The 25,623-nt window shown below is 61.7% G+C and carries 25 protein-coding genes; 16 read left to right on the top strand and 9 right to left on the bottom strand.

Annotation, left to right across the window (positions count from 1 at the left end; genetic code table 11):
* Positions 1 to 152: 152 nt before the first annotated feature.
* The 3 genes from gatA to ILFOPFJJ_RS21225 form a co-directional block, all read right to left on the bottom strand.
* Positions 153 to 1,634 (bottom strand): Asp-tRNA(Asn)/Glu-tRNA(Gln) amidotransferase subunit GatA, encoded by a 1,482-nt coding sequence (gene gatA / locus ILFOPFJJ_RS21235; protein WP_173512572.1) that lies wholly within the window; start codon positions 1,632 to 1,634, stop codon positions 153 to 155.
* Positions 1,635 to 1,684: 50 nt separating this feature from the next.
* Positions 1,685 to 1,972 carry an Asp-tRNA(Asn)/Glu-tRNA(Gln) amidotransferase subunit GatC gene (gene gatC / locus ILFOPFJJ_RS21230; RefSeq protein WP_173512571.1) on the bottom strand — a complete coding sequence of 96 codons (288 nt, stop codon included), beginning with the start codon at positions 1,970 to 1,972 and terminating at the stop codon, positions 1,685 to 1,687.
* Positions 1,973 to 2,076: 104 nt separating this feature from the next.
* Entirely contained in the window at positions 2,077 to 2,781 is a 705-nt protein-coding gene (locus ILFOPFJJ_RS21225; protein ID WP_173512570.1) for a metal-dependent hydrolase, read from the bottom strand.
* 156 nt (positions 2,782 to 2,937) lie between these two features.
* Between ILFOPFJJ_RS21225 and ruvX the strand changes: the two genes are divergently transcribed.
* Positions 2,938 to 3,420 carry a Holliday junction resolvase RuvX gene (ruvX, locus tag ILFOPFJJ_RS21220; protein WP_173512569.1) on the top strand — a complete coding sequence of 161 codons (483 nt, stop codon included), beginning with the start codon at positions 2,938 to 2,940 and terminating at the stop codon, positions 3,418 to 3,420.
* Here ruvX and ILFOPFJJ_RS21215 read toward each other — a convergent pair.
* Positions 3,369 to 3,710, bottom strand: a complete 342-nt coding sequence (locus tag ILFOPFJJ_RS21215) for a DUF6105 family protein (RefSeq protein WP_173512568.1) — start codon at positions 3,708 to 3,710, stop codon at positions 3,369 to 3,371. The genes ruvX and ILFOPFJJ_RS21215 overlap by 52 nt on opposite strands.
* Positions 3,707 to 3,862 (bottom strand): hypothetical protein, encoded by a 156-nt coding sequence (locus ILFOPFJJ_RS21210; RefSeq protein ID WP_173512567.1) that lies wholly within the window; start codon positions 3,860 to 3,862, stop codon positions 3,707 to 3,709. Before ILFOPFJJ_RS21210 ends, ILFOPFJJ_RS21215 begins: the two co-directional genes overlap by 4 nt.
* Positions 3,863 to 4,022: 160 nt before the next feature.
* On the opposite strand from ILFOPFJJ_RS21210, the gene ILFOPFJJ_RS21205 reads away from it, so the two are divergent.
* Positions 4,023 to 4,958 carry an AEC family transporter gene (locus tag ILFOPFJJ_RS21205; RefSeq protein WP_173512566.1) on the top strand — a complete coding sequence of 312 codons (936 nt, stop codon included), beginning with the start codon at positions 4,023 to 4,025 and terminating at the stop codon, positions 4,956 to 4,958.
* Here ILFOPFJJ_RS21205 and ILFOPFJJ_RS21200 read toward each other — a convergent pair.
* Positions 4,940 to 6,592 (bottom strand): acyl-CoA dehydrogenase family protein, encoded by a 1,653-nt coding sequence (locus tag ILFOPFJJ_RS21200; protein WP_173512565.1) that lies wholly within the window; start codon positions 6,590 to 6,592, stop codon positions 4,940 to 4,942. The genes ILFOPFJJ_RS21205 and ILFOPFJJ_RS21200 overlap by 19 nt on opposite strands.
* Before the next feature lie 252 nt (positions 6,593 to 6,844).
* Between ILFOPFJJ_RS21200 and ILFOPFJJ_RS21195 the strand changes: the two genes are divergently transcribed.
* The 10 genes from ILFOPFJJ_RS21195 to rpmG all read left to right on the top strand — a co-directional run bounded on the left by ILFOPFJJ_RS21195 (position 6,845) and on the right by rpmG (position 18,811).
* Entirely contained in the window at positions 6,845 to 7,786 is a 942-nt protein-coding gene (locus ILFOPFJJ_RS21195) for an aspartate carbamoyltransferase catalytic subunit (RefSeq protein WP_173512564.1), read from the top strand.
* Positions 7,783 to 9,075, top strand: coding sequence for a dihydroorotase (locus tag ILFOPFJJ_RS21190; protein ID WP_173512563.1), 1,293 nt, complete (start codon positions 7,783 to 7,785; stop codon positions 9,073 to 9,075). Before ILFOPFJJ_RS21195 ends, ILFOPFJJ_RS21190 begins: the two co-directional genes overlap by 4 nt.
* A 30-nt stretch (positions 9,076 to 9,105) precedes the next feature.
* Positions 9,106 to 9,717, top strand: a complete 612-nt coding sequence (gene plsY, locus ILFOPFJJ_RS21185) for a glycerol-3-phosphate 1-O-acyltransferase PlsY (RefSeq protein ID WP_173512562.1) — start codon at positions 9,106 to 9,108, stop codon at positions 9,715 to 9,717.
* Entirely contained in the window at positions 9,717 to 10,868 is a 1,152-nt protein-coding gene (gene dprA / locus ILFOPFJJ_RS21180; RefSeq protein WP_173512561.1) for a DNA-processing protein DprA, read from the top strand. Before plsY ends, dprA begins: the two co-directional genes overlap by 1 nt.
* Before the next feature lie 228 nt (positions 10,869 to 11,096).
* Entirely contained in the window at positions 11,097 to 13,772 is a 2,676-nt protein-coding gene (topA, locus tag ILFOPFJJ_RS21175) for a type I DNA topoisomerase (protein WP_173513311.1), read from the top strand.
* Positions 13,773 to 13,774: 2 nt separating this feature from the next.
* The gene (gene rnr / locus ILFOPFJJ_RS21170) at positions 13,775 to 16,144 is read left to right on the top strand and encodes a ribonuclease R (protein WP_173512560.1); all 2,370 of its coding nucleotides are present in this window, start codon (positions 13,775 to 13,777) and stop codon (positions 16,142 to 16,144) included.
* Between the two features lie 39 nt (positions 16,145 to 16,183).
* Complete coding sequence (locus ILFOPFJJ_RS21165; protein WP_173513310.1) at positions 16,184 to 16,639, top strand: DUF983 domain-containing protein; 456 nt, start codon at positions 16,184 to 16,186, stop codon at positions 16,637 to 16,639.
* Entirely contained in the window at positions 16,636 to 17,352 is a 717-nt protein-coding gene (locus ILFOPFJJ_RS21160; protein ID WP_173512559.1) for an NUDIX hydrolase, read from the top strand. Before ILFOPFJJ_RS21165 ends, ILFOPFJJ_RS21160 begins: the two co-directional genes overlap by 4 nt.
* A gap of 13 nt (positions 17,353 to 17,365) precedes the next feature.
* Positions 17,366 to 18,550 (top strand): MFS transporter, encoded by a 1,185-nt coding sequence (locus tag ILFOPFJJ_RS21155; RefSeq protein ID WP_173512558.1) that lies wholly within the window; start codon positions 17,366 to 17,368, stop codon positions 18,548 to 18,550.
* 93 nt (positions 18,551 to 18,643) lie between these two features.
* Positions 18,644 to 18,811: a 50S ribosomal protein L33 gene (rpmG, locus tag ILFOPFJJ_RS21150; protein ID WP_006727600.1), complete on the top strand. Its 168-nt coding sequence runs from the start codon at positions 18,644 to 18,646 to the stop codon at positions 18,809 to 18,811.
* Between the two features lie 540 nt (positions 18,812 to 19,351).
* On the opposite strand, the gene ILFOPFJJ_RS21145 is transcribed toward rpmG, so the two are convergent.
* Both ILFOPFJJ_RS21145 and ILFOPFJJ_RS21140 read right to left on the bottom strand, forming a co-directional pair.
* Positions 19,352 to 20,719, bottom strand: a complete 1,368-nt coding sequence (locus ILFOPFJJ_RS21145; RefSeq protein WP_173512557.1) for a PleD family two-component system response regulator — start codon at positions 20,717 to 20,719, stop codon at positions 19,352 to 19,354.
* A gap of 18 nt (positions 20,720 to 20,737) precedes the next feature.
* Entirely contained in the window at positions 20,738 to 21,109 is a 372-nt protein-coding gene (locus ILFOPFJJ_RS21140; RefSeq protein ID WP_037382972.1) for a response regulator, read from the bottom strand.
* Between the two features lie 156 nt (positions 21,110 to 21,265).
* On the opposite strand from ILFOPFJJ_RS21140, the gene ILFOPFJJ_RS21135 reads away from it, so the two are divergent.
* Both ILFOPFJJ_RS21135 and ILFOPFJJ_RS21130 read left to right on the top strand, forming a co-directional pair.
* Positions 21,266 to 21,538 (top strand): DUF3572 domain-containing protein, encoded by a 273-nt coding sequence (locus ILFOPFJJ_RS21135; protein WP_173512556.1) that lies wholly within the window; start codon positions 21,266 to 21,268, stop codon positions 21,536 to 21,538.
* A 203-nt stretch (positions 21,539 to 21,741) separates the two neighbouring features.
* Positions 21,742 to 22,194 carry a hypothetical protein gene (locus tag ILFOPFJJ_RS21130; RefSeq protein WP_312032727.1) on the top strand — a complete coding sequence of 151 codons (453 nt, stop codon included), beginning with the start codon at positions 21,742 to 21,744 and terminating at the stop codon, positions 22,192 to 22,194.
* Positions 22,195 to 22,292: 98 nt separating this feature from the next.
* Here ILFOPFJJ_RS21130 and ILFOPFJJ_RS21125 read toward each other — a convergent pair whose 3' ends face one another.
* The gene (locus ILFOPFJJ_RS21125; protein ID WP_173512555.1) at positions 22,293 to 22,880 is read right to left on the bottom strand and encodes a GNAT family N-acetyltransferase; all 588 of its coding nucleotides are present in this window, start codon (positions 22,878 to 22,880) and stop codon (positions 22,293 to 22,295) included.
* A gap of 75 nt (positions 22,881 to 22,955) precedes the next feature.
* On the opposite strand from ILFOPFJJ_RS21125, the gene ILFOPFJJ_RS21120 reads away from it, so the two are divergent.
* Both ILFOPFJJ_RS21120 and ILFOPFJJ_RS21115 read left to right on the top strand, forming a co-directional pair.
* Complete coding sequence (locus ILFOPFJJ_RS21120; protein WP_173512554.1) at positions 22,956 to 24,248, top strand: DNA polymerase IV; 1,293 nt, start codon at positions 22,956 to 22,958, stop codon at positions 24,246 to 24,248.
* 95 nt (positions 24,249 to 24,343) lie between these two features.
* Positions 24,344 to 25,570 (top strand): L,D-transpeptidase family protein, encoded by a 1,227-nt coding sequence (locus ILFOPFJJ_RS21115; RefSeq protein WP_173513308.1) that lies wholly within the window; start codon positions 24,344 to 24,346, stop codon positions 25,568 to 25,570.
* The last annotated feature ends 53 nt before the right edge of the window (positions 25,571 to 25,623 follow it).

Genomic DNA, 25,623 nt, shown 5'->3' with positions numbered 1-25,623 from the left:
CGGCAATAGCCTGTTCCCAGGCCCTCAGGCCGATCGCGGCGAGAAGCCGAATTTCGCTTTGACGGGCATGGCGGACGATGAACATGGAGCGGTCCCTTTCCGCTCCACTACATCATTTCTTCCGCTGCGTGGCCAGCGATCGGCTGGGCCTCTTACCACCATTTGGGCGGTGTGAAGCGGCCAGCCGCCTGTTCGATGACATGCGCCGTCTTGAACAGCGTTTCCTCCTCGAACGGCTTGCCGATGAGCTGCAGGCCTAGCGGAAGGCCCTTGCGATCAAGCCCACCCGGCACCGCAATTCCCGGCAGCCCGGCCATGTTCACGGTAACGGTGAAGATGTCGTTCAAGTACATCTTCACCGGATCGGCTGCGAGATCCTCATCCGCTATTCCGAAGGCCGAGGACGGCGTCGCGGGCGTCAGGATCGCGTCGACGCCTGCATTGAAAACGACCTCAAAGTCGCGTTTGATCAGCGTCCGGACCTTCTGCGCGCGCAGATAATAGGCGTCGTAGTAGCCGGCGGAGAGCACATAGGTCCCGATCATGATGCGGCGCTTGACTTCCTGGCCGAAGCCGGCAGCCCGCGTCCTCTCATACATGTCGATGATATCCTTGCCGTCGACGCGCAGGCCGTAGCGGACACCGTCATAGCGCGCGAGGTTCGACGACGCCTCGGCGGGGGCGACGATATAATAGGCCGGCAGCGCATATTTCGTGTGCGGCAGCGAAATGTCGACGATCTCGGCACCGGCGTCCTTCAGCCAGGCAATGCCCTGCTGCCAGAGCGCCTCGATTTCCTCCGGCATGCCGTCGACGCGGTATTCCTTCGGGATGCCGATCCTCATGCCCTTGATCGACTGGCCGATCGACGCCTCATAATCCGGCACGGGCAAATCGACGGAGGTCGTATCCTTCGGATCGATGCTGGCCATCGACTTCAAGAGGATCGCCGCATCGCGCACGTCGCGCGCGATCGGGCCGGCCTGGTCGAGCGAGGAGGCAAAGGCGACGACGCCCCAGCGCGAGCAGCGGCCATAGGTCGGTTTGATGCCGACAGTACCGGTGAAGGCGGCCGGCTGGCGGATCGAGCCGCCGGTATCCGTTGCCGTCGCACCGGCGCAGAGATGGGCCGCGACCGCAGCCGCCGAACCGCCGGAAGAACCGCCCGGCACGAGGTCAAGGTTGGAACCCTTGGCGCGCCACGGGTTCTTGACCGGTCCGTAGTAGGACGTCTCGTTGGAAGAGCCCATGGCGAACTCGTCCATGTTGAGCTTGCCGAGCATCACGGCGCCGTCGTTCCAGAGGTTCTGGGTGACGGTCGATTCGTAGCGCGGCTCGAAACCGTCAAGAATATGGCTACAGGCCTGCGTGTGAACGCCCTCGGTACCGAAGAGATCCTTGATGCCGAGCGGAATGCCTTCCAGGGCACCGGCTTTGCCGGCTGCAATACGGGCATCGGAGGCCTTCGCCATCTCGCGGGCTTTTTCCGGTGTCACGGCGACATAAGCGTTGATCGTGTCGTTGGCCGCCTCGATCGCGGCGATGTAAGCATCCGTCAATTCGACCGCCGTGATTTCCTTGGAGGAAAGCTTCGTGCGGGCTTCGGCAATCGTGAGGCTTGTAAGTTCGGTCATGATGTAATCGGGCTTTCGCAATCGGAAACGTCGGGGCGGGACGCGGTTTCTTACTCGACCACTTTCGGGACGACGAAGAAGTTGCGGTCCGAATTCGGTGCATTGGCGACAACGTCAGCCGCCTTGCCGCCGTCGGCGACGGTGTCTGCGCGCTTCTTCATGTTCATCGGCGTTACCGAAGTCATCGGCTCGACGCCGTCGACATTCACTTCGGACAGTTGCTCGACGAAGCCGAGAATGCCATTGAGCTCGCTCATCATCCGCGCGGCTTCCTCTTCGCTGACGGCGATGCGGGCAAGGCGCGCGACACGCTTCACGGTGGCAAGGTCTACGGACATGATCGTCTCCGGTATCTCAAAGTTTCCCCCGCTATAAAGACGAGTTGCACAACGTGCAACGGGCGAATGTCACCGACAGGCTTCGCGCCAGGCACCATTGCTCTTTAGAGAGAGACAATCCCACCGACTTCCGGCGTTGCCACCAGCGTCGAGGCGCCATCCATGCCGGCGACGAAGGTCTGCGGCGTCTGGTCGACGATCGGAAACGAACCATAGTGGCAGGGGATGGCAGTGTTGAATTTGAAATAGCGCTGGCACGCGAGAGCGGCCACGGCGCCGCCCATCGTGAAGCGGTCGCCGATCGGCACGATGCCGATGTCCGGTTCGTGCAGTTCGTGGATCAGCGCCATATCCGAGAAAATATCTGTGTCGCCCATATGATAGAGCGTCGGTTCGTCCTCGAAGTGGAGCACGAGGCCGCCGGCGCTGCCGAGCGAATGGGAAACGCCGTCTTCGGTGATCTGCGCCGAGGAATGAACCGCATTGACGAATGTTGCGGAAAAGCCGTCAAGCTGGATCGTGCCGCCGGTATTGCCCGGCTCCATCTTCGACACGCCCTGCCGCCCGAGCCACATGCAAAGGTCGAAGTTGCCAAGCACCGTGGCTCCCGTTTCCTTGGCAATCGCGACGGCGTCGCCGACATGATCGCCGTGGCCATGCGTGAGCAGGATATGCGTGAGCCCCGCAGTTGCCGCCTTGCGTTCGCTTTCACGGAACGCCGGGTTTCCGGTGAAGAAGGGATCGATCAGGATTTTGGCTTTCGCCGTCTCGATGTGGAAGGCGGAATGGCCGAGCCATTTGATCTTCATGATGTTCTCCTTGGATCACGGTAAGTTTGAGCGAGCAACCGAACCTGACGGCGTTGTCGTTCTTAAAGAGTTAGAGCGAACCGCGTTGATGATTTATGTGTCGGACCAGCATATGGATCAGACGACACAAGTGGAAAGATCGAATCGGGAAATCCCATGGCAATTCTTACGATCGAAGAACTGGCAGCGCGTTTGCCGCCCAACCAGGCGATTGCCGGGCTCGACCTCGGCACGAAGAAGATCGGGCTGTCGGTCTCCGATCTCGGACGGCGCTTCGCGACACCGCGCGACGTGATCCGGCGCGTCAAGTTCGGCGTCGATGCGCAGGCGCTTCTCTCCGTGGCGGAGAAAGAAAAGGTCGCTGCCTTTATCATCGGCCTGCCCGTTAATATGGACGGGACCGAGGGGCCGCGCTGCCAGGCGACGCGCGCCTTCGTCAGAAACATGGGAGAGAAAACCGATATTCCCTTCGTGCTCTGGGACGAGCGGCTTTCGACGGTCGCCGCGGAGCGGGTGCTGATCGAGATGGACGTATCCCGGAAGAAGCGAGCCGGGCGCATCGACTCCGCCGCCGCTTCCTTCATTCTTCAGGGGGCGCTCGACAGGTTAGCGTCGCTCGCAAACGCCTCCCGCGATTGAGCGGCGCCGCGCGTGCCGAAACGACGTCGGCACCAGGCAAGGATCTCACGGCGTTTCCTGAGCGCGACCAGCGCAAATACGATGGCGCTATCCACCACCATTGCCCGCGCGACGAGCGGCGGAATGGTTTCGGGCGGAATTCCGAGCACGTGGCCATAGATCGCGAAAACCAGGTCATGCGCCTGACGCGTCAACATGAAGACGCCGAAGCTCATGTCGTAATAGGAAAGACCATACCAGCCGGTCAGCAGTGTAACCGGGGCACCCCAAAAGATCAGGAGCCACTTCATGCGTTCGCCCTTTCCGGGATCCGCCGGCGGAGCAGCGGATAGAGCGCTCTCTCGACCAGCACGAACGCCAGAAGAGCGGCCGCAAGCACCCCGATGTCGAGCGCCAGGCCGGCAAAAAAAATCATCATGATGATCAACAAACCAGTTCTCATCGAACCGCTCCGTTCTCGATTTCCTGCCCCAATCTCCACCCTTGGGCACGCGCCTGCAACGTAAACCATTTGTTAAGGTTAATATTCACAAGCGAAGTTCGGCTTGCGACTGGCCATGGTGCGAACTATGCGTAGGTCCTCCCCTGTGCATGGACCCGTCATGACCGTGATCTTCGAGAGCATTCTGCCCATCTTCCTGCTCGTGCTTCTTGGAGTCTGGCTTCGACGGTCGAAGCTTATCGATCAGGGGCTGTGGATCGGGCTCGAGCAGTTCGGGTACTATCTTCTTTTCCCCGCGCTGCTTTTCTCGACCTTGGCCGAGGCGGACTTCACCGGAATGAAGGCAGACGCAACGGCGATTGCGACCATCGGCAGCGTTACAGCGATGTCGGCCGCACTCCTTCTGAGCTGGCCACTCCTGCGCAGCCGGCAGATCTCCGGCGCCGCCTTCACCTCGATCTTTCAGACCGCTACGCGTTGGAATGCCTTCATTGCGCTGGCCGTGGCGCAAAAGCTCTACGGTGCGATCGGTCTCAGCCTGACCGCGCTGGTGATGACACTGATCATCATCCCGATCAATTTCTACAATGTCGCCGTGCTCGTCTGGTTCGGCGGCGGCGGTCGCGGTCTCGGTTTCTTCTTCGTAAAGATCATCACCAATCCTTTGATCATTTCGTCGGCGCTTGGGATATTGTTCAACATCACCGGCATCGAACTCTATGCACCGGTGATGACGGCGATCGACATGCTGGCGACGGCCTCACTTAGTCTCGGCCTGATCATGGTTGGTGCCGGTCTCAAGATCGCCGACGCATTGAGGCCGAGCAGCGCCGCAATACTGGCGGTCGCGCTCAAGCTAATCGTCATGCCGGCTTTCATGGTCGGAGCCAGTGCGCTGCTCGGCATCCGCGGCGATGCGCTGCTGGTGATAGCGCTGGGAGCGGCCGTTCCGACAGCCATGAACGGCTATCTTCTCGCCAAGCAAATGGGGGGAGATGCAGAACTCTATGCCGCGGTCGCGACGGTTCAGACGGCGTTATCCTTCTTTACGATACCGCTCGTCCTTTCGGCCACCGGTTACGTCGCGGCCGGATAGAGCAGATCGAGCACATAGCCCGAATCGAAGCGCGAATCGAGCATGCCGTAAGTGGAGCGCCAACCCGCCGCGAGACGCGACTCGAGGAAGGCGTCGGCGATGCGCCCGGCACCGAGCCGATAAAGTTCGGCGGCAGCAGCGGCAAGCGCAAGCTGTTCGACCAGCATGCGGGCTGCACCTTCGTCGCGCTCGCAGAGCGACATGGCGGCGCGAAGGACATCGATCGTCTTTCGGCCGGCGGGACCGAGATCACGGTTGAAGACACCGAAGAGCTGTTCGAACAATTCCTTGCGGCGCCCGAGCACGCGCAGAACGTCAAGCGCCATGACGTTGCCGGATCCCTCCCAAATGGCATTGACCGGCGCCTCGCGATAGTGCCGGGCGAGTGCCCGCTCCTCGACGTAGCCGTTGCCGCCGAGACATTCCATCGCCTCGTAGATCAGGGCGGGCGCGATCTTGCAGCACCAGTATTTCGCGACCGGCGTCATGATGCGGGCATAGGCGGCATCCTCGGCGCTGCCGTGGGCCTTGTCGAAGGCATCGGCAAGACGGAACGACAGTGCGCTCGCCGCGGCGACGTCGAGCGCCATGTCGGCCAGAACACGCGTCATCATCGGCTGGCTGACCAGCGCCTTTCCAAAAACCTTGCGGCCGCGGGTATGGTGCACGGCTTCGGCGAGCGAAGCCCGCATCATGCCCGCCGAAGCAAGCGCACAGTCGAGCCGTGTCAATGTCACCATGTCGAGGATGGTGCGGATGCCGGCGTCGGGCGTTCCAAGGACGAAGCCGAACGTGTCGGAAAACTCCACCTCCGACGAAGCATTGGAGCGATTGCCAAGCTTGTCCTTCAGACGCTGGAAGCGCAGTCCGTTGGCGGAACCGTCCTCGAGCAGCCTCGGCACCAAGAAGCAGCCGAGCCCGTCACGCGTCTGCGCGAGCATCACGAAAGCATCGCTCATCGGCGCCGACATGAACCACTTGTGGCCGTTCAGACGGTAGATGCCCTCCCCGACGCGCTCGGCTGTCGAAGTGTTTGCGCGCACGTCGGTCCCGCCCTGCTTCTCCGTCATGCCCATGCCGATGGTAACGGCAGTCTTCTGCATCCATGGGCGGTTGGAGGAGTCATATTTGCGCGAGAGGATCTTCGGCGCCCATTCCTTCTGGACTGCCGGAGACGCGGTGATGGCCGCAACCGACGCGCTCGTCATCGTCAGCGGGCAGAGATGGCCGCATTCAAGCTGTGCCGTCAGATAGAAGCGGATCGCCCTCGCCTTGTGCGAGCGGCCTCTTTCGTCAGCCAGGTTCTCCCATGCGGACGAATGCAGACCCGTCGTCATCGACCGGCGCATCAGCGCATGCCAGGCCGGATGGAAGTCGACGACATCGAGACGCTCGCCGCGAGGTCCGTGGGTCTTCAGTTTCGGCACGCCCTCATTGGCCATGCGCGCCAGTTCCTGCGCTTCCGGCGAGGTGACGTACCGTCCGAGCACATCGAATTCGTCGCGCAACGTCTTCGGCATGCTCGACGTGATATCGACGACGAGAGGATCGGAGCGATAGGCGTTGACACCGGACCAGGGTTTTGGCTGGTTCAGCTCGGCGAGTTTCTGTTCAGTCCGGTTCATCTGATTCATGGGCCGGTTCTAGCGCAAGTTTCGTGGGTGCGAAACAGGCGCGCCCTGAGGCTCACGCAAGTTTTCTGCGGAAGGGGTGGTGTGCCGCTTGCTCGGCCCGGGACCACGCTTTATAGAGCGAGCCAAACTACAGCGCCGCGCGCCTCATCAGACGCGCAAAGGTCGCTGTAGCATTTTGAGTTGCTGCGTGTCTTTTTCCTTAAATCGATGTCGATATAAGGAAACATGCAGTAGAGAGTGCAAGGGCGGCTCATGATCACTTTCCCGCATCGCCACCTGCTCGGCATCAAGGGGCTCACGGAACAGGATATCACGCTCCTGCTCGATCGCGCCGACGAAGCCGTCAAGATCTCCCGGCAGAGGGAGAAGAAGACCTCCTCGCTGCGCGGGCTGACGCAGATCAATCTTTTCTTCGAAGCCTCCACCCGGACGCAATCTTCGTTCGAACTGGCGGGCAAGCGTCTCGGTGCCGACGTCATGAACATGTCCGTCGGCAATTCCTCGGTGAAGAAGGGCGAGACGCTGATCGACACGGCGATGACGCTGAACGCGATGCATCCCGACGTGCTGGTCGTGCGCCACTCCTCGGCGGGCGCGGCGGCGCTGCTTGCCCAGAAGGTCTCCTGTTCGGTCGTCAACGCAGGCGATGGTCAGCACGAGCACCCGACCCAGGCGCTCCTCGACGCGCTGACGATCCGCCGCGCCAAGGGCAAGCTCTCGCGGATCATCGTCGCAATCTGTGGCGATGTGCTGCATTCGCGTGTCGCCCGGTCCAACATTCTGCTGCTCAACGAGATGGGAGCGCGCGTGCGCGTCGTCGCACCGGCAACGCTGCTGCCCGCCGGCATCGCGCAGATGGGTGTCGAGGTCTATCATTCCATGGCGGAAGGCTTGAAGGACGCGGACGTAGTGATGATGCTGCGGCTCCAGCGCGAGCGCATGACCGGCTCTTTCGTGCCCTCGGTGCGCGAATATTTCCACTATTACGGCCTCGACGCTGAAAAGCTGAAGGCGGCCAAGGACGATGCGCTGGTGATGCACCCGGGGCCGATGAATCGCGGCGTCGAGATCGCTTCCGAAGTCGCCGACGGTCCTCAGAGCGTCATCGAGCAACAGGTCGAGATGGGTGTTGCCGTGCGCATGGCGGTGATGGAAACGCTTCTCCTTTCGCAGAACCAGGGGCCGCGCCTATGACCAGACCACTCGTTCTGAAAAACCTGCGCGTTATCGACCCTTCGCGCAATCTCGACGAAACGGGCACGATCATCGTCGGCAGCGACGGCCGCATCCTTGCAGCCGGTAGCGACGCCCAGAACCAGGGCGCACCGGATGATGCCTTTGTCAAGGATTGCGGGGGTCTCGCGGCTGTCCCGGGCCTCGTCGATGCGCGCGTCTTCGTCGGCGAGCCCGGAAGCGAGCATCGCGAGACGATCGAATCCGCCGCGCGGGCCGCGGCGACGGGTGGCGTCACATCGTTCATCGCCATGCCGGACACCGATCCCGTCATCGACGAAATCGCCCTGGTGGAATTTGTGCAGAAGACGGCGCGCGACAAGGCGCTCGTCAATGTCCACCCGGCTGCAGCCCTCACCAAGGGATTGCTCGGCGAAGAAATGACCGAAATCGGACTGCTTCGCGACGCGGGCGCTGTCTGCTTCACCAACGGCCGGCAACCGGTTCACGACACGCTCGTGTTGCGCCGCGCGATGACGTACGCGCGCGAATTCGGAGCGGTTATCGCTCTTGAGACCCGCGACAAATATCTTGGCGCCAACGGCGTCATGAACGAAGGCCTGCTCGCCAGCTGGCTCGGCCTTTCAGGGGTGCCGCGCGAAGCGGAAATCATTCCGCTCGAACGCGACCTTCGCATCGCCGGATTGACCAGGGCCGCCTACCACGCTGCCGAGATTTCCGTACCGGAATCGGCCGATGCCGTGCGCGTCGCGCGGGAGCGCGGGACCAATGTCACCTGCGGCATCTCGGTCAATCATCTGACGTTGAACGAGAACGACATCGGCGAATATCGGACCTTCTTCAAATTGTCGCCTCCGTTGCGCGGCGAAGATGACCGCGTCGCCATGACAGAGGCGCTTGCCAACGGGACCATCGACATCATCGTATCGTCGCACGATCCGCAGGATGTCGACACCAAGCGCCTGCCCTTCTCCGACGCGGCCGACGGTGCGATCGGCCTGGAAACGCTCGCGGCGGCAGCTCTTCGGCTCTACCACAGCGGCCAGGTACCGCTGATGCGCCTGATCGATGCGATGTCGACGCGCCCGGCCGCGATCTTCGGCCTCGATGCAGGCACGCTGAAACCAGGCGCGAAAGCCGACATCACCGTTCTCGACCTGGAAGAGCCTTGGGTTCTCTACGAGAAGGCGCTGGTCTCCCGCTCGAAGAACACACCTTTTGAAAATGCCCGCTTTACCGGACGGGTCGTCCAAACTTATGTTGCGGGCAAACTAGTGCATTCGGCGTAAACCGGAACTGCAGGCGGGGGAGGAGAACCGGTGGAGATATTTTCCTGGCAGCTCGGACTGCCCGCGACGTTCGCGTGCCTCGTCTTCGGCTATCTTCTGGGGTCGATCCCGTTCGGTCTCGTTCTCACCCGCATGGCAGGCCTCGGCGATGTTCGTAAGATCGGCTCGGGCAACATCGGCGCGACGAACGTGCTTCGGACCGGCAACAAGAAGCTCGCTGCGGCAACCCTGCTCCTCGACGCTCTCAAAGGCACAGCCGCCGCCGTCATCGCCTCTCTTTGGGGTATTGAGGCCGGTATTGCCGCCGGCCTTGCCGCTTTCCTCGGGCATCTTTATCCAGTCTGGCTATCGTTCAAGGGCGGAAAGGGCGCCGCAACCTACATCGGCGTGTTGCTGGGCCTTGCACCGGTCATGGTGGTCGTCTTTGGCGCAATATGGCTCACCATGGCCAAGGTCACGCGTTACTCGTCGCTCAGCGCCCTCACTGCGACCGCTATCGTGCCGCTCGTCCTTTATGCCACCGGATATGGAAAAGTGGCGCTGCTCTTCGCAATCATGACCATCATCACCTGGATCAAACACCGTGCGAACATCCAGCGGTTGCTCAGCGGCACGGAAAGCCGGATCGGAGAAAAGGGGTGATGTTGAACGTCAGCGCCCAACAAAGAGGAATCGCGCTGACGGAACGGCAGAAAATCGCCTGGCTACGGCTCATCCGCAGCGACAATGTCGGTCCCGCCACCTTCCGAGACCTGATCAATCACTTCGGCACGGCAGAGGCCGCTCTTGAAGCACTGCCCGAACTTTCCCGGCGCGGCGGCTCGGAGCGTGCATTTCGCATTGCGACGGCGGCAGATGCGGAACGCGAGCTCGAGGCGGCGCACCGGTTCGGCGCCGTTTTTGTCGGGATCGGCGAGCCGGACTATCCGCCGGCCTTGAGAGAGATCGACGGCGCTCCGCCGCTGCTTGCCATGAAGGGTCATATCCAAGCGGCAACGCGCCCCTCCCTCGGCATCGTCGGTTCGCGCAATGCCTCGGTGAGCGGAGCGAAATTCGCCGCCATGATCGCACGCGATGCGGGGGCCGCAGGCTATGTCATCACGTCGGGGCTCGCCCGTGGCATCGACACGTCCGCCCACCGCGCAAGTCTCCAGACCGGCACGATCGCAGCGCTTGCCGGCGGCCTCGACCGGCCCTATCCGCCGGAGAATATCGGGCTGTTGCAGGAGATGACATCCGGCGAAGGACTGGCGATCAGCGAAATGCCATTCGGCTGGGAACCCCGCGCGCGTGATTTTCCGCGGCGAAACCGGCTCATCGCCGGCGTCAGCCTTGGCGTTGCCATCATCGAGGCGGCCAACCGCTCCGGCTCACTGATCACCGCCCGTTACGCGGCCGACTTCGGGAGGCTCGTTTTCGCGGTTCCCGGATCGCCACTCGATCCGCGCTGCCACGGCACGAACGACCTCTTGAAGCAGGGCGCAACCGTCACGACCTCTTCGGCGGACGTTCTGGAAGCGCTCGCGCCGCTCACGCGTGACGACCTCCTTACGCGCCTCGACATCAAGGAACCGACGATCGAGAACACGCGAACGCCACCTGCGGCGCCCGATGACAGCGAGCGCAACCGCATCGTCGAAGCGCTTGGGCCAACGCCGGTCAAAATCGACGACATCATCCGCCACACCGCGCTCTCCGCGTCCCAGGTCCATCTCGTGCTTCTGGAACTGGATCTCGCAGGCCAACTTTGCCGGCACGGCGCCAGCCTGGTGTCTCTTGCTCCCAAGGAGTGACGTGCCAGAAGGCAGGCAACGCGCCATCGGGGCACATGCAAACTTGCAGGACAAAACGACCTTCGGTTGCGGAATTTCGGATATTGCCGCTTGGTTGCAGTCCATGGCGATGTTGCTATTTTCAATGAAACCCCTTGACCGCGCCCGAATCCCTGTCCATTTCGTGGCGTCAACATCCGGCGCGCAGCATTTGCGCTTTGCCAAAAGAGATTGTCTCAGAGAATGACGATGAATGTTGTAGTGGTGGAATCGCCTTCTAAGGCTAAGACGATCAACAAGTACCTGGGCCCCGGCTACAAGGTGCTTGCTTCGTTCGGCCACGTGCGGGATCTGCCCGCCAAGGACGGCTCCGTCCGCCCGGATGAAGACTTCGAGATGTCCTGGGAGGTCGACGGCGCATCGGCGAAACGCATGAAGGATATCGCCGACGCCGTGAAATCGTCCGATGGACTGATCCTCGCGACCGACCCGGATCGCGAGGGCGAGGCAATCTCCTGGCACGTGCTGGACCTTCTGAAGAAGAAGAAGGTCATCGGTGACAAGCCGGTGAAGCGCGTTGTCTTCAACGCGATCACGAAAAAGGCCGTGCTCGACGCCATGGCCGACCCTCGTGACATCGACATCTCGCTGGTCGACGCCTATCTCGCCAGACGGGCGCTCGACTATCTCGTCGGTTTCAATCTCTCCCCCGTCCTCTGGCGCAAGTTGCCGGGCGCGCGCTCGGCCGGCCGGGTGCAATCGGTAGCGCTGCGTCTCGTCTGCGATCGCGAAGCTGAAATCGAGCGCTTCGTCACCGAGGAATACTGGAACCTCTCAGCGCTCCTGAAGACGCCGCGCGGCGATGAATTCGAAGCACGCCTCGTCTCCGCCGATGGCAAGCGGCTGCAGCCGAGGGCGATCGGCAACGGCGACGAGGCCAACCGGCTGAAAGCGCTGCTCGATGGCGCGACCTATGTCGTCGACAGCGTCGAGGCAAAGCCGGTCAAGCGCAATCCGGCGCCACCCTTCACCACCTCGACACTGCAGCAGGCCGCTTCTTCCAAGCTCGGCTTCTCGGCCTCACGCACGATGCAGGTGGCACAGAAACTCTACGAAGGCGTCGACATCGGCGGCGAGACTGTCGGTCTCATCACGTATATGCGTACCGATGGCGTACAGATGGCGCCCGAAGCGATCGACGCTGCCCGCCGGGCGATCGGCAGCCAGTTCGGCGACCGGTATCTGCCGGAAAAACCCCGCTTCTATTCCACCAAGGCGAAGAATGCCCAGGAAGCGCACGAGGCCATCCGCCCGACGGATTTCAACCGCTCGCCCGACCAGGTGCGCCGCTTCCTCGACGGCGATATGCTCAAACTTTACGATCTCGTATGGAAGCGTGGCATCGCGAGCCAGATGGCTTCGGCCGAAATCGAGCGGACGACCGCCGAGATCACCGCTGATAACGGCGGCAAGAAAGCTGGTCTCAGAGCTACCGGTTCGGTCATCCGTTTCGACGGCTTCATTGCTGCATACACCGATATGAAGGAAGAAGGCGAGCAGCCCGACGACGGCGACGAGGACGGTCGGCTGCCGGAGATCAACGCGCGAGAAAATCTCGCCAAGCAGAAGATCAACGCCTCCCAGCACTTCACCGAGCCGCCGCCGCGCTACTCGGAAGCGACACTGATCAAGAAGATGGAAGAACTCGGCATCGGCCGCCCTTCGACCTATGCCGCAACGGTCACGACGCTCATTGACCGCGACTATGTGACGACCGACAAGCGCAAGCTGGTGCCTGAGGCCAAGGGCCGTCTCGTGACAGCGTTCCTGGAGAGCTTCTTCACGCGCTATGTGGAATATGATTTCACCGCGTCGCTGGAGGAAAAGCTCGACCAGATTTCCGCCGGCGAACTCAACTGGAAGGACGTCCTGCGCGAGTTCTGGAGAGACTTCTTCTCGCAGGTCGAAGACACCAAGGAACTGCGCGTCACCAACGTGCTCGACGCCCTCAACGAGGAACTGGCGCCGCTCGTCTTCCCGAAACGCGAAGATGGCAGCGACCCGCGCATCTGCCAGGTCTGCGGAACGGGAAAACTTTCGTTGAAGCTCGGCAAATACGGTGCGTTCGTCGGCTGCTCCAACTATCCGGAGTGCAACTACACGCGCCAGCTTTCCTCCGAAACCAACGGCGATGCGGAAGCCTCGGTGTCGAACGAGCCGCTGAGCCTCGGCAAGGATCCGCATACCGGCGAGGAAATCACGCTCCGCAGCGGCCGTTTCGGACCCTACGTCCAGCGCGGTGATGGCAAGGAAGCAAAGCGCTCCAGCCTGCCGAAGGGCTGGACGCCGGCATCGATCGACCATGAAAAGGCCATCGCGCTGCTGTCGCTGCCGCGCGATATCGGCGCGCATCCGGAAACCGGCAAGATGATCTCCACCGGGCTCGGCCGCTACGGACCCTTCGTGCTTCACAACGGCACCTACGCCAATCTGGATTCGATCGAAGATGTTTTTGCGATCGGGCTCAACCGCGCGGTTTCGGTGCTCGCAGACAAGGAGTCGAAGGGCGCCAACGGCTCCCGTGGACGCACGGCCGCGACCGCGCTCAAGGAACTTGGAGAGCACCCAGACGGCGGCCCGATCACCGTGCGCGACGGGCGGTTTGGCCCCTATGTTAACTGGGGCAAGGTCAATGCGACGTTGCCGAAGGGCAAGGATCCGCAATCCGTGACGGTGGAAGAGGCACTGACACTCATTGCCGAACGCGCGGCCAAGGGCGGTTCAACGAAAGGCAAGGCGTCCAAAGCGAAATCAACGGCGGCAAGGGCCACCAAGACTGCCTCGAACGGCGCGGCAAAGGCCGCCAAGCCGAAGACCGCCGCGAAGGCGAAAACGAAAGCGGCCGCGAAGGCCAAGAAGGACTGACGTTGACCAGAATCCCGCGCGACCCGACCCAACGGCCCGGAAAGGGCGCAGGCAAGAAGAACGGCCGCGCGGCCAAGACGGCACCTGCCGCCGAAAAGGAAACGATCATTCACGGCGCGGTTCCGCCTCGCGATGTGCTGATGCGTTTCATCGCCGAGAACCCGCAACAGGCGTCGAAGCGGGAAATCGCGAAGGCCTTCGGTTTGAAGGGGGAGGCACGCGTCGAGCTGAAGGCGCTGTTGCGCTCGCTCGAGGAAGACGGGCTGGTCGAAAAGAAGCGCAAATCGCTCGTCCGTCCGGGTGCCCTGCCCCCTGTCACAGTGCTCGACATCACGATACGCGACATCGATGGCGAATTGATCGGCCGACCGGCGGAGTGGCTGGATGACGACGGCGTTGCGCCCGCGGTTCTTATCAAGCAATCCGCGGTCGGGAAGGCAAAGGGCAAGGCGCCGGTCGGCGGTCTCGGCGACCGGGTGCTGGCCAAGATATTCCCCTCGAAGGACCGCGGCGGCCCTGCCTATACGGCTCGCATCATCAAGATTCTCGACAAGCGCAAGGATGCCGTGCTCGGTGTCTTTCGCGCCACGCCCGGCGGTGGCGGGCGGCTGATGCCGATCGACAAGCGCGGTGAAGAGGTTTTGGTCGACCCGGACTTCACCGGCGACGCTCAGGACGGCGATCTCGTGGAGGTGCACCTTGCCCGCCTCGGACGTTACGGCCTGCCGCGTGCCCAGGTGCAGAACGTCATCGGCTCCGTGGCGTCGGAGAAGGCGATCTCGATGATCGCCATCCATGCGCATGGAATACCCTACGTCTTTTCCGAGCGTGTGCTGAAAGAAGCCGAGGCAGCGCGTCCGGCAACCATGGAACACCGCGAGGACTGGCGGTCGCTGCCGCTGATCACCATCGATCCCGCCGATGCCAAGGACCACGACGACGCCGTTTACGCCGAGCCGGATCCCTCACCCGATAATCCGGGCGGCGTGATCGTCACCGTCGCGATTGCCGACGTCTCCTGGTATGTCCAGCCGAAGTCTGCGCTCGATTTAGAAGCGTTGAAGCGCGGGAATTCGGTCTATTTTCCCGACCGCGTCGTCCCGATGCTGCCCGAGCGCATTTCAAACGATCTTTGCTCGCTGAAGGAAGGCGTCGACCGCCCCGCGCTAGCTGTCCGGATGCGCTTTTCGAAAGAGGGCCGCAAGGCCGGACACACGTTCCACCGCATCATGATGCGCAGCGCAGCCAAGCTTTCCTACAATCAGGCTCAGGCTGCAATCGACGGGGCGCCGGACGAGAAGACCGGGCCGATCCTGGAAACGATCCTGAAGCCACTCTGGGAAGCCTATCGCATACTGACGCGCGGACGCGACCGTCGCCAGCCGCTCGAGCTCAACATGCCGGAGCGCAAGATCATCCTGAAACCGGACGGCACCGTCGACCGCGTCTTCGTGCCGGAACGACTCGACGCGCACAAGCTGATCGAGGAAATGATGATCCAGGCCAATGTCGCGGCGGCCGAGACGCTGGAGCAGAAGCAGCAGGCACTCATCTATCGTGTTCATGATCAGCCGTCGCTCGCAAAGCAGGAGACGCTTCGCGAGTTCCTGGCGACGCTCGACATCTCGCTCGTCAAGGGCGGCAATATGCGTTCGAACCATTTCAACGGCGTGCTCTCGACGGCCGAGGGCAAACCCTACGAGACCATGGTCAACGAAATGGTGCTGCGCTCACAAAGCCAGGCGATCTACAGCCCGGAGAATATCGGCCATTTCGGCTTGAACCTGATGAAGTATGCCCACTTCACCTCTCCCATCCGGCGCTATGCGGATCTGGTCGTGCATCGCGCCTTGGTCACCGCGCTCGGCCTCGGCGCGGGCGGCACGACACCGCAGGAGGAAGGTACCCTTGACGACGTCGCCGCCGAGATTTCGACGTTCGAGCGGCGCGCAATGGCGGCCGAACGCGATACGATCGATCGGTTGATCGCGCATCACCTGAACGGACGCGTCGGCGAGGAATTCGACGGGCGCGTCTCCGGAGTCACGAGAGCGGGACTTTTTGTCACCCTCCCCGCCTATGGCGCCGACGGCTTTATCCCTATATCTACGCTCGGTCGCGACTACTACATCTATGACGAGGCCCATCAGGCCCTCTCCGGTGAAAAATCCGGACTTGGCTATCGCCTCGGTGATCCGGTGCGCGTCAAACTGGAAGAGGCCGTGCCGCTTGCCGGCGCGCTCCGCTTCGAGATGTTGAGCGAAGGGCGAAAGATGCCGACCGCAACACGCTCCTTCCACAAGGCCGGTCGCCGCGAGCGACCTGGCGCGGGCAAACGACCGGGAACGCGAGCACCGCGAGGCAGACGATAGCAGCCGACAGGAATGCGGTCGGACATGAAGGATATCGCTATGAAGGCAACGGCCACGGAAGAGCTACGGCTCGGGGGAATGCAGGACGGCGAACGTCCCGTCATGCGCTCGATCAAGCGCGGCTTTCTCAGCCGGTGCCCCGCCTGCGGCGAAGCGCGTCTTTTCCGCGCCTTCATCAAGTCGGTCGACGCCTGTGCCGTCTGCGGCGAGCGCATGGATCATCATCGCGCCGATGACTTCCCGCCTTACATCGTCGTCACGATCGTCGGCCACCTTGTGCTCGGGGGCTACATGATGACCGACCTCGTGCTCCCTCTTTCGACCTGGCAGCATCTGGCGATCTGGGCGCCGGTCACGGTTGCCAGTTCTTTGGCACTGCTGCAGCCGGTCAAGGGTGCCGTCATCGGGCTGCAATGGGCCGTTAAGATGCATGGTTTCGGCGGCAAGGAGGATGCCCCGGAGGACGTTCTTCCGGCGCGAGACCCTTCGGCATGACGTCGGAGTGCATCAGCGGCAGGGCACCTTCGCCGCCAGCCGAGGCAACGAACAGCCGGCCCGCGAGGCCGCGAGACGCCGCTTCCATCATGCTCCTCGACCGCTCCGACGCGCGCGTGCGCGTGCTGATGGGCAGGCGGCACAGCGCCCATGCGTTCATGCCGGACCTCTATGTTTTTCCCGGCGGCAGGCGCGACCCCTCCGACCACCGGCTGGCCTTTGCGGGCGATCTCCATCCGGCAGTTCTGCGGTCGCTGAGGTCGGTCGACGGGCGAGCGGTGACCGATGCACGCGCGCGGGCGCTGGCGCTGGCGGCCCTGAGAGAACTCTACGAGGAGGCCGGCGTCCGTGTCGGCAAGCCGAGGCTTGAACCAAACGCCGAGCTTCCCTTCCTTCCCGATCTTGCAAACTTGCGCTATATGGCTCGGGCCATCACTCCTCCGGGATACCCGAGGCGGTTCGACACGCGTTTCTTCGCGGTTTTCGCGGATGAGGCTGACATCGATGCTTCGCTGATTCTGGAAAGCCGGGAGCTTCAGGATTTGCAGTGGATCGATGTGAACGATTTTCCGCCCCTCCAAATACCGGAGATCACCGCCATAATCCTTGCGGACCTGAGGAGCAGCCTCGAATCGGATCCCTCCCTTCCTCGTGAGAGGTCAGTGCCGTTCTACTTCACGCGCCGTGGGCGCTTCGTCCGCACGCTCCTCTAAGGGTTCTTTTCGAATGTCAAAGCCGCCGTCCGGTACGCCTGCACCGGTTGACGAAATTCACTGGCTTTCGCTGATTGCCGCCGTCGCCGCAATCACCGCGGTCGGCATTGCCATCGGCTTGGGACTGCCGTTGCTCAGCATCATCATGGAGAAGCGCGGAATTCCGTCGACTCTGATCGGGTTCAATTCGGCAATGGCCGGCCTCGCCTCCATGGCAGCCGCCCCGTTCACGACGAAGTTCGCGCACCGCCATGGCGTCGCGCCGACAATGCTCCTGGCGATATTGTTTGCCGCCGCGAGCGCGCTCGGCTTTTACTACATTACCAATTTCTGGCTCTGGTTCCCCTTGCGCGTCGTATTCCACGGCGCGATCACCGTCCTTTTCATCCTCTCTGAATTCTGGATCAATGCGACGGCGCCCCCCAACCGGCGGGGCTTCGTGCTCGGCATCTACGGCACCGTGCTGTCGCTCGGTTTCGCGAGCGGTCCCCTGCTCTTCTCGATTCTCGGTAGCGACGGGATATTGCCCTTCGCCGTTGGCGCCGGCGTGATTCTGCTCGCGGCCATACCGATCTTTCTGGCGCGCAATGAAAGTCCCGTGCTCGACGAGAAGCCCGAGCGCCATTTCATGCGCTATGTGTTCCTAGTACCCACGGCAACCGCCGCGGTGTTCATCTTCGGCGCCGTCGAATCGGGGGGCCTCTCGCTGTTTCCGATTTTCGGGACGCGGGCCGGCTTCACCGAATCGCAGGCAGCGCTGCTGTTGACGGTGATGGGCATCGGAAACTTCATCTTCCAGATTCCGCTCGGCATGTTGTCCGACCGAGTCAAGGATCGCCGCACGCTCCTTTCCGCGATGACGGTGATCGGCCTGATCGGCGCCCTGTGCCTGCCGATGCTGATCGAAAGCTGGATTCTGATGGCCCTTGTGCTGTTGTTCTGGGGCGGTTGCGTTTCAGGCCTCTACACAGTCGGCCTCAGCCATCTGGGTTCCCGGCTCCAGGGCGCTGACCTCGCCGCAGCGAATGCGGCCTTCGTTTTCTCCTACGCGGTCGGCACCGTTGCCGGTCCGCAGGTGATCGGAGCGGCAATGGACGTCACCGGCAACAGCGGTTTTGCCTGGGCGATCGCGGCGTTCTTCGGGCTTTATGTTGCGCTTTCAGTGGTCCGGATCGTTTTGAAACCAAAACGGCCTTGACTTTTCGGCCGCGATTTGTAGTTTCGCGCCAACCTTGACCGTGGCCCGCAACCGGTTGTCCACGGCTTTCATCTTTATAAAGGCAGGACGACCATGGCGAAAGCTACCACCATCAAGATCAAGCTTCTGTCGACAGCGGACACGGGTTTCTTCTACGTCACGACCAAGAACAGCCGTACGATGACGGAAAAGATGACGAAGACCAAGTACGATCCGGTCGCAAAGAAGCATGTCGAGTTCAAGGAAACGAAGATCAAGTAAGATCAGCGTTCCAGTCTGCTTTAAGCGCCGGCCGCAAGGTCGGCGCTTTTTCTTTGATCTTGTTGTCTTCGACGAAGGCCTCAATGGTGCGCCTTTCCCGACGCTCTATCTAGCTGAACCGAAACGAAAAACGCCGCCTCTTGCGAAGCGGCGTTTTGAAAGGGGGTCGGCTGACTTCCGACTGCGGCACGAGGAATCCGCGAACATCAGAGCCAGCCGACCGACCCCACGACCCAGGAGATGCGGCGGACCTGAGCATCATGGGGTAACCGATTGGTGACGGAAGTCATACTTCCATACGTATCAGCATTGCCTGAAAATAAAAAAAAATCAACGAATTCTTAATCGCCGAAACAAGGTTGCTCGGCGTTTGGTTAATTCTGTCTCATATTCGGACAACGCCGAATTTGCCGCTTATGGAAATGCTTTGCCCCAGCACTAGCGACCGAGCGGAGAATACAACTTTAAAGAAACTTAACAAGAGCCTGAAAAGAGCATTCTAATCGCGGTCGTGCGACCGTGTTACTTGCCGCATCAAGGTCAGGCGGCTGCCGCCACTACCCTGTTGCGGCCGTTGTTTTTTGCCTGATACAGCGCCGTGTCGGCTCGCTTCAACAACGCTTCCGGGGTGTCGCCGTCCGCTCTCAGGCTGGAGATGCCAAGGGAGGCCGTGACGGAATGAAGCGTATCAGCCCGCGAAATGGGGAATGCACGGCTCTCAACCGCCAGACGAAGGCGCTCGGCGACGATTGCCGCCATTTCTGGCGTGGTGTCCGGCATGACGATCACGAACTCCTCGCCACCAAACCGGCACGCGAGATCGGCACCACGGACCGTCGCTCGCACGCGGTTGGCAAACTCGCGCAACACCTCGTCGCCTGCGTCATGGCCATAGGTATCGTTGACGTATTTGAAGCGATCGATATCGGTAATGCAGATGGAAAGCGGGCGACCGCGGGCAGCGGCGCGGTCCATCAACAGCTTTAGATGGTTGTCCAGGTATCGGCGATTGTGAAGACCGGTGAGATCGTCGGTGATCGCCAGTTCGATCGTCTGCTGGACGCTCGCCCGCAGCCGGTCATTGCAATGCTTGCGACGGATCTGCGTGAGCGAGCGAGCGACAAGTTCATTGGGATCGACCGGACGCATCACATAGTCCGTCACGCCAAGTTCGAGCGCCCGAACGACCATCTCGTCACGCCCCTGCTCGGTGACGAGCAGGATCGGGATGAAGCGTGTGCGCTCCAACGAGCGCAGCTGCGAGCACAAGCGCAACGGATCGTAGTCATCGAAGTTTGCGTTGACGATGACCAGATCGAAACTGCTTTCGGCCGCCTCGAATAAGGCAGCCTGGGGATCCGATATGACCGAAACGTCGGCGATCGGTTTCAGCGCGCGCACAAGCCGTTCCTGGGATGAGGCGCGTGCGTCCACCAGGAGGATGTTGCCCGGTTCGTCCGGGCGATCCGGCCGCGCAAGTTCCTGAAGGCCGATCGTGTGTGCCGTTTGCGCCCGCAGACGCAATTCATCGCTGACATTCTTCAGCCGCACCAGGCTTTTCACGCGCGACATCAGTTGCAGATCGTTGACTGGCTTTGTGAGGAAGTCGTCCGCCCCCGCCTTCAGCCCGCGCACGCGGTCGGACGGCTGATCGAGCGCGGTCACCATGACCACCGGAATATGCGCGGTACGGCTGTTTGCCTTCAACCTCTCGCAAACCTCGAACCCGTCCATGCCCGGCATCATGATGTCGAGCAGCACCAGGTCCACCGGCGTCCTTTCGCAGATCGCCAATGCCGATTGCCCGTCCCCGGCCGTCAAAACGTCGAAATACTCAGCCACCAGACGCGCCTCGAGGAGCTTCACATTGGCTGGTACGTCATCGACGACGAGGATACGCGCTGTCATCTCAATCTTCCCCGACGCTCAGGCATCGCCCAAATAGGTCTTGATCGTTTCGATGAATTTCGGAACCGAAATCGGCTTGGAGACATAGGCTTCGCAACCGCCCTGACGTATACGCTCCTCATCGCCCTTCATTGCGAAGGCGGTCACCGCAATGACCGGAATGACATGGAGTTCATCGTCTTCCTTGAGCCATTTCGTAACCTCCAGGCCGGAAACCTCGGGCAACTGGATGTCCATCAGAATCAGATCGGGCCGGTGCTTGCGCGCAAGCTCGAGCGCCTCCATGCCGTTCCGCGTCTGGATCGTCTGATAGCCAGAAGCCTCAATCAGGTCGCGGAAGAGCTTCATGTTCAGCTCGTTGTCCTCAACAATCATCACCTGTTTGGGCATGTCGATACCTTGCTGTCCGCCGCCGCCTTGCAAGTCCACTGAAGAGATATAAGTTGCACAATCAACGACTCGGCCCATTTCCTCAGTCGCGAGGCTAGCGCTATTTGGTTGAAAAATAGGTAATTCCGGGCGCAAGATGACGCGGGGTTCGACACCATGAAGAGTGCTGACGAAACGGCGATCGCGATCCTCGCCTGGCTCGCTGACGAACCGGAACTTCTGTCGCGTTTCCTCGCCCTGACCGGAACCGATCCCGGCTCGCTGCGCGCGGCAATCGGCGAGCCGGGTTTCATGGGCGGTTTGGTTGCTTTCCTGATGGACCACGAACCGACGCTGATGGCTTTTTGCGCGGCAACGCAAACGACCCCGGAAGACGTCGTGCGGGCGCACCAGCTTCTCTCCGGTGCATCGGATTTCGAGGATAGCTGAGCGAGGCCACCGACCGATCCGATGACATCGTTCTCGGGAACAGGCCTCTGATCGTCAGCGATGTCGATGAAGTCGTCCTCGAATTCCTGACGCCCTTCAAGCTCTTCCTCGAAAGTCGTCGGCACAGGCTGCTGCCTCGTTCCTTCCGCCTGGCAGGCAACATAGTCGACCTGCAAAACGGTGAGGCGGCGAGCGAAGCCGCTGTGAAGGCGCTGCTTGACGCCTTCTACGCCGCGCAGGAGCAGTGGCAGATACCGGCCGCGCTGGTGGTCAAGACGCTCGCGGAACTCTCCGCCGAGGCGGACATCGTGTTTCTGACAGCGATGCCACCACGCCACGCTGCCGTGCGGCGTGCGTTGCTCGACGCCCTCGGCCTCCCCTATCCGCTGTTCGCCTCCGAAGAGCCCAAAGGTCCGCTGGTCGAGCGACTGCACGGCGCCCGGAAGCTCCCGGTCGTCTTTATCGACGACATCCTGCGCAATCTCCACTCGGTAAGGGATTACGCACCTCCCTGCCTCCTCATAAACCTGATGGCAAACGCGGAGTTTCGCGCCCTCGCCCCGGTCCCGGATATAGGCATCCATACCGTTGCGGATTGGGCCGATGCAGCGCGCCTGATCCGCGCTCACGTCGGACGTTCGACGGCAAGCCGCTGAGTCAGCGCCGCGCCTTGAGCAGCCCTGTCGGCGCGCCGTTTTGCGGCGGAAGGCCACGCCCGCCGAATGCAATGCCCAGGTGATGCCCGCTGTTGCACTCATTGACTCAAATCCAGCCGCATCAGCGGTCTGCCGTCCTTGCGTCGCGCAACGGTCTCGAAACCGGCAAGGTCAAAGATCGCGGTGGAGCCGATGCAAAGGGTCGCCGATTTCGACTGCTTGGCGTGGTCGATCGGGCATGCGTCAAGAAAGCGCGCGCGCCCGGCTCGCGCGTAATCGATCGCCGCACCAAGCAGGCGATGGCTCAATCCATGGCCCCGCAACCGCGGCAGTAGAAAGAGACAGCTCAGCGCCCAGACACTCGCGTCCTCGGCCTCGCCCTCTGCGAGTGGTCGAGAAACCGTGCGCGGCGAATTGAATTGGGGCACGTCATAACGCGGGCCGACCTGCACCCAGGCGGTGGGCGCCCCTTCGCAATAGCCGAGGATGCCGGGTGGCGGTCCGGCGGCAATCCGATCCTTGATGAAGCCCTTGCGCTCATCGGCCGACATGCGGGTGCGAATCGCGTGCGGCAGTCGCAGGGCAACGCACCAGCAGCCGCAGAAGGCTCCTTGCCGGCCGAAGAGCTGTTCGAAATCCTGCCAGCGCTCTGCCGTGACCGGTTGAAATTCCAGGGCGATATCCAAACTCCCCTCCGATCTCCGCCTTGAGACTCAGTAGCGTAGAGCGTAAAGTCGCCGCGTTCAACATTTGTTCCGGATATGCCCGACAGCGCTGCATCGATTCCTGGCTTCTGCCGAGACTGCTTCAGGGAACAAACCGTCGCGGCGCGGCGGTGCCTTTCCTGCGGCAGCCCGCGACTTCTTCGCCATTCCGAACTCTACAAGCTGACCTTGGCGCATATCGACTGCGACGCATTCTATGCCTCGATTGAAAAGCGCGACGATCCGGAACTCGCCGACAAGCCGGTGATCATCGGAGGCGGTAAACGCGGCGTCGTCTCCACCGCGTGTTATATCGCCCGCATTCACGGGGTGCGCTCCGCCATGCCGATGTTCAAGGCGCTGGAAGCCTGTCCGCAGGCGGTCGTGATCAAGCCGAACATGGAGAAATATTCCCGCGTCGGGCGCGAAGTGCGGTCGCTGATGCTGGAATTGACGCCGCTTGTGCAGCCGCTTTCGATAGACGAAGCTTTTCTCGATCTCAGCGGCACCGAGCGGCTCCACCATGATCCTCCGGCCCGAACGCTCGCCCGGTTCGCCAAGCGGGTGGAGCGGGAAATCGGCATCACCGTCTCGGTCGGCCTGTCCTATTGCAAGTTCCTCGCCAAGGTCGCTTCCGACCTGCAGAAGCCGCGAGGTTTTTCCGTCATCGGACAGGCCGAGGCCGTCGACTTCCTCAAGGAGCGTTCCGTGACGCTGATCTGGGGAGTCGGCAAGGCCTTTGCCGCGACGCTCGAGCGGGATGGCATTCGCACGATCGGCCAGTTGCAGATGATGGAGGAAGCCGACCTCATGCGCCGCTACGGCACGATGGGCCAAAGGCTTTATCGCCTCTCGCGCGGTCAGGACGAGCGGATCGTGGAAACGGACGGGGAAGCGAAAAGCGTGTCGTCGGAAACCACATTCAACGACGACCTCTCGCGTCCGGAAGAACTGATCCCCCATCTGAGGAGGCTCAGCGAACAGGTGGCGCTGCGGCTGCGCAAGGCAGAGCTTGCCGGGCAAACCGTGGTGCTCAAGCTAAAGACCGCCGACTTCAAGACCCGCACGCGTAACCGGCGGCTCGACAGCCCGACGCGCCTGGCGGATCGTATCTTCCGCACCGGCCTTCAGCTTCTGGAAAAAGAAGCCGACGGCACCCGATACAGGCTCATCGGCATAGGCGTTAGCGACCTGTCCGATCCCGGTCTTGCCGATCCGCCGGATCTGGTGGACCCGGGGGCGACGAGACGCGCGGCTGCCGAAGATGCGATCAACAAGCTGCGTGACAAGTTCGGCAAGACAACCGTCGAGACGGGCTACACCTTCGGCCACCGGCGTCGCGATCAATAATGCTCTCGCGCGGGGACGGCCGCTGTGATCGAATTCCTTAAATATTGGCGGATAGGCTCATTCGACAGTTCTTGCGTTGGAATGAGCGGATGGTTTTGCGTTTCACTCTCGGAGGCGGGTTTGCCCTCCTGCTGGCGTCGGCCTCGTCCGTGTTTGCAGCCAGCGATACACCGCTGCAGGTGATCGTCTCGACGCAGCAGCAATCGGTCACCGTCTATGACGGCAATGCCGTCGTAGCCAAGTCAAAGGTATCGACCGGGAAGGCCGGTCACTCGACGCCCACGGGCATCTTCTCGATCCTCGAGAAACGCCGTCACCACAAGTCCAACATCTATTCGAACGCACCGATGCCGTTCATGCAGCGACTGACCTGGTCAGGAATTGCCCTGCATGGCTCCAGCCATGTGCCGAAACACCCGGCCTCTCACGGTTGCGTGCGGTTGCCCAGCAAATTTGCGGCGAAACTGTTCAAGATGACCAGGCACGGAATGCACGTTCTGATATCGGATCGTCCGGTGATCCCCGCCGAGGTTTCGAACGCCACGCTTTTCCAGCCGAACCAAGCGCATGAGGAAGAGCCGGCCCCGCTTTCCGACGTCCCTTTGCGTCCGGCGCTTAGTCAGAAAGAGACCGACACACTCAAAGTGGCAATGATAAAGACGGCTGCCGTGCCTGCCGTCTCCGGCCAATCCCAACTACCGATTCGCATTTTGATCACCCGACGCAGCACTCGCGACGTCGTTCGCGAGTTGCAGACGCTGCTGAGCAGCCTCGGCTTTGATGCCGGCGTCCCGGATGGCTGGGCCGGTCCCGCCACGTTTGACGCTATCAGCGCTTTCCAGTCGGCTCAAGGTCTTCCAGCTGACGGCAAAATAACCCCGGAACTGATTGACGCGGTGTTCCGCAAAGCCGGTCGCGAGAAACCGTCGAACGGCATCTTGCTCGTGCGTCAACAGTTCCAGCCGCTCCTCTCGGCCGACATCCACATCGAGCAGCCGGAGGTGGCCCTGGGAACGCACTTCCTGCAGTTCCAGGATCTCGATGCGGCAAGCGGCAGCGGCAAATGGTTTGGCGTTTCCCTGGAAAATCACCTTCCCGCGTCGACGAAAAAACGACTCGGCATTTCCATCGATACCGATCTGTTTGATTCCAACGCGCTTCAAGCAACGCTGGATCGGCTCACGGTACCCCCTGATGTGCGTAAACGGATCGCAGCTCTTCTCGTCAACGGATCGTCCTTGTCGATATCCGATGCGGAGAGCGGACAGGAAACTGGCGAGGGAACGGACTTCATCACCATCACACGCTCTGGCCCACGCTGACGACTGTCCGCCTCGAAGCCTTTGGAATTATGCAATTCCGACCGGACAACCGC

This window comes from Sinorhizobium psoraleae, from assembly GCF_013283645.1.
Classification (GTDB): domain Bacteria; phylum Pseudomonadota; class Alphaproteobacteria; order Rhizobiales; family Rhizobiaceae; genus Sinorhizobium; species Sinorhizobium psoraleae.
This window is presented reverse-complemented; position numbering and strand designations above follow the sequence as displayed.

Excerpts from the sequence above, each read along its gene's own strand:
- gatA (WP_173512572.1), bottom strand. The coding sequence starts at position 1,634 with ATGACCGAACTTACAAGCCTCACGATTGCCGAAGCCCGCACGAAGCTT.
- gatC (WP_173512571.1), bottom strand. The coding sequence starts at position 1,972 with ATGTCCGTAGACCTTGCCACCGTGAAGCGTGTCGCGCGCCTTGCCCGC.
- ILFOPFJJ_RS21225 (WP_173512570.1), bottom strand. The coding sequence starts at position 2,781 with ATGAAGATCAAATGGCTCGGCCATTCCGCCTTCCACATCGAGACGGCG.
- ruvX (WP_173512569.1), top strand. The coding sequence starts at position 2,938 with ATGGCAATTCTTACGATCGAAGAACTGGCAGCGCGTTTGCCGCCCAAC.
- ILFOPFJJ_RS21215 (WP_173512568.1), bottom strand. The coding sequence starts at position 3,710 with ATGAAGTGGCTCCTGATCTTTTGGGGTGCCCCGGTTACACTGCTGACC.
- ILFOPFJJ_RS21210 (WP_173512567.1), bottom strand. The coding sequence starts at position 3,862 with ATGAGAACTGGTTTGTTGATCATCATGATGATTTTTTTTGCCGGCCTG.
- ILFOPFJJ_RS21205 (WP_173512566.1), top strand. The coding sequence starts at position 4,023 with ATGACCGTGATCTTCGAGAGCATTCTGCCCATCTTCCTGCTCGTGCTT.
- ILFOPFJJ_RS21200 (WP_173512565.1), bottom strand. The coding sequence starts at position 6,592 with ATGAATCAGATGAACCGGACTGAACAGAAACTCGCCGAGCTGAACCAG.
- ILFOPFJJ_RS21195 (WP_173512564.1), top strand. The coding sequence starts at position 6,845 with ATGATCACTTTCCCGCATCGCCACCTGCTCGGCATCAAGGGGCTCACG.
- ILFOPFJJ_RS21190 (WP_173512563.1), top strand. The coding sequence starts at position 7,783 with ATGACCAGACCACTCGTTCTGAAAAACCTGCGCGTTATCGACCCTTCG.
- dprA (WP_173512561.1), top strand. The coding sequence starts at position 9,717 with ATGTTGAACGTCAGCGCCCAACAAAGAGGAATCGCGCTGACGGAACGG.
- topA (WP_173513311.1), top strand. The coding sequence starts at position 11,097 with ATGAATGTTGTAGTGGTGGAATCGCCTTCTAAGGCTAAGACGATCAAC.
- ILFOPFJJ_RS21165 (WP_173513310.1), top strand. The coding sequence starts at position 16,184 with ATGAAGGCAACGGCCACGGAAGAGCTACGGCTCGGGGGAATGCAGGAC.
- ILFOPFJJ_RS21160 (WP_173512559.1), top strand. The coding sequence starts at position 16,636 with ATGACGTCGGAGTGCATCAGCGGCAGGGCACCTTCGCCGCCAGCCGAG.
- ILFOPFJJ_RS21155 (WP_173512558.1), top strand. The coding sequence starts at position 17,366 with ATGTCAAAGCCGCCGTCCGGTACGCCTGCACCGGTTGACGAAATTCAC.
- rpmG (WP_006727600.1), top strand. The coding sequence starts at position 18,644 with ATGGCGAAAGCTACCACCATCAAGATCAAGCTTCTGTCGACAGCGGAC.
- ILFOPFJJ_RS21145 (WP_173512557.1), bottom strand. The coding sequence starts at position 20,719 with ATGACAGCGCGTATCCTCGTCGTCGATGACGTACCAGCCAATGTGAAG.
- ILFOPFJJ_RS21140 (WP_037382972.1), bottom strand. The coding sequence starts at position 21,109 with ATGCCCAAACAGGTGATGATTGTTGAGGACAACGAGCTGAACATGAAG.
- ILFOPFJJ_RS21135 (WP_173512556.1), top strand. The coding sequence starts at position 21,266 with ATGAAGAGTGCTGACGAAACGGCGATCGCGATCCTCGCCTGGCTCGCT.
- ILFOPFJJ_RS21120 (WP_173512554.1), top strand. The coding sequence starts at position 22,956 with ATGCCCGACAGCGCTGCATCGATTCCTGGCTTCTGCCGAGACTGCTTC.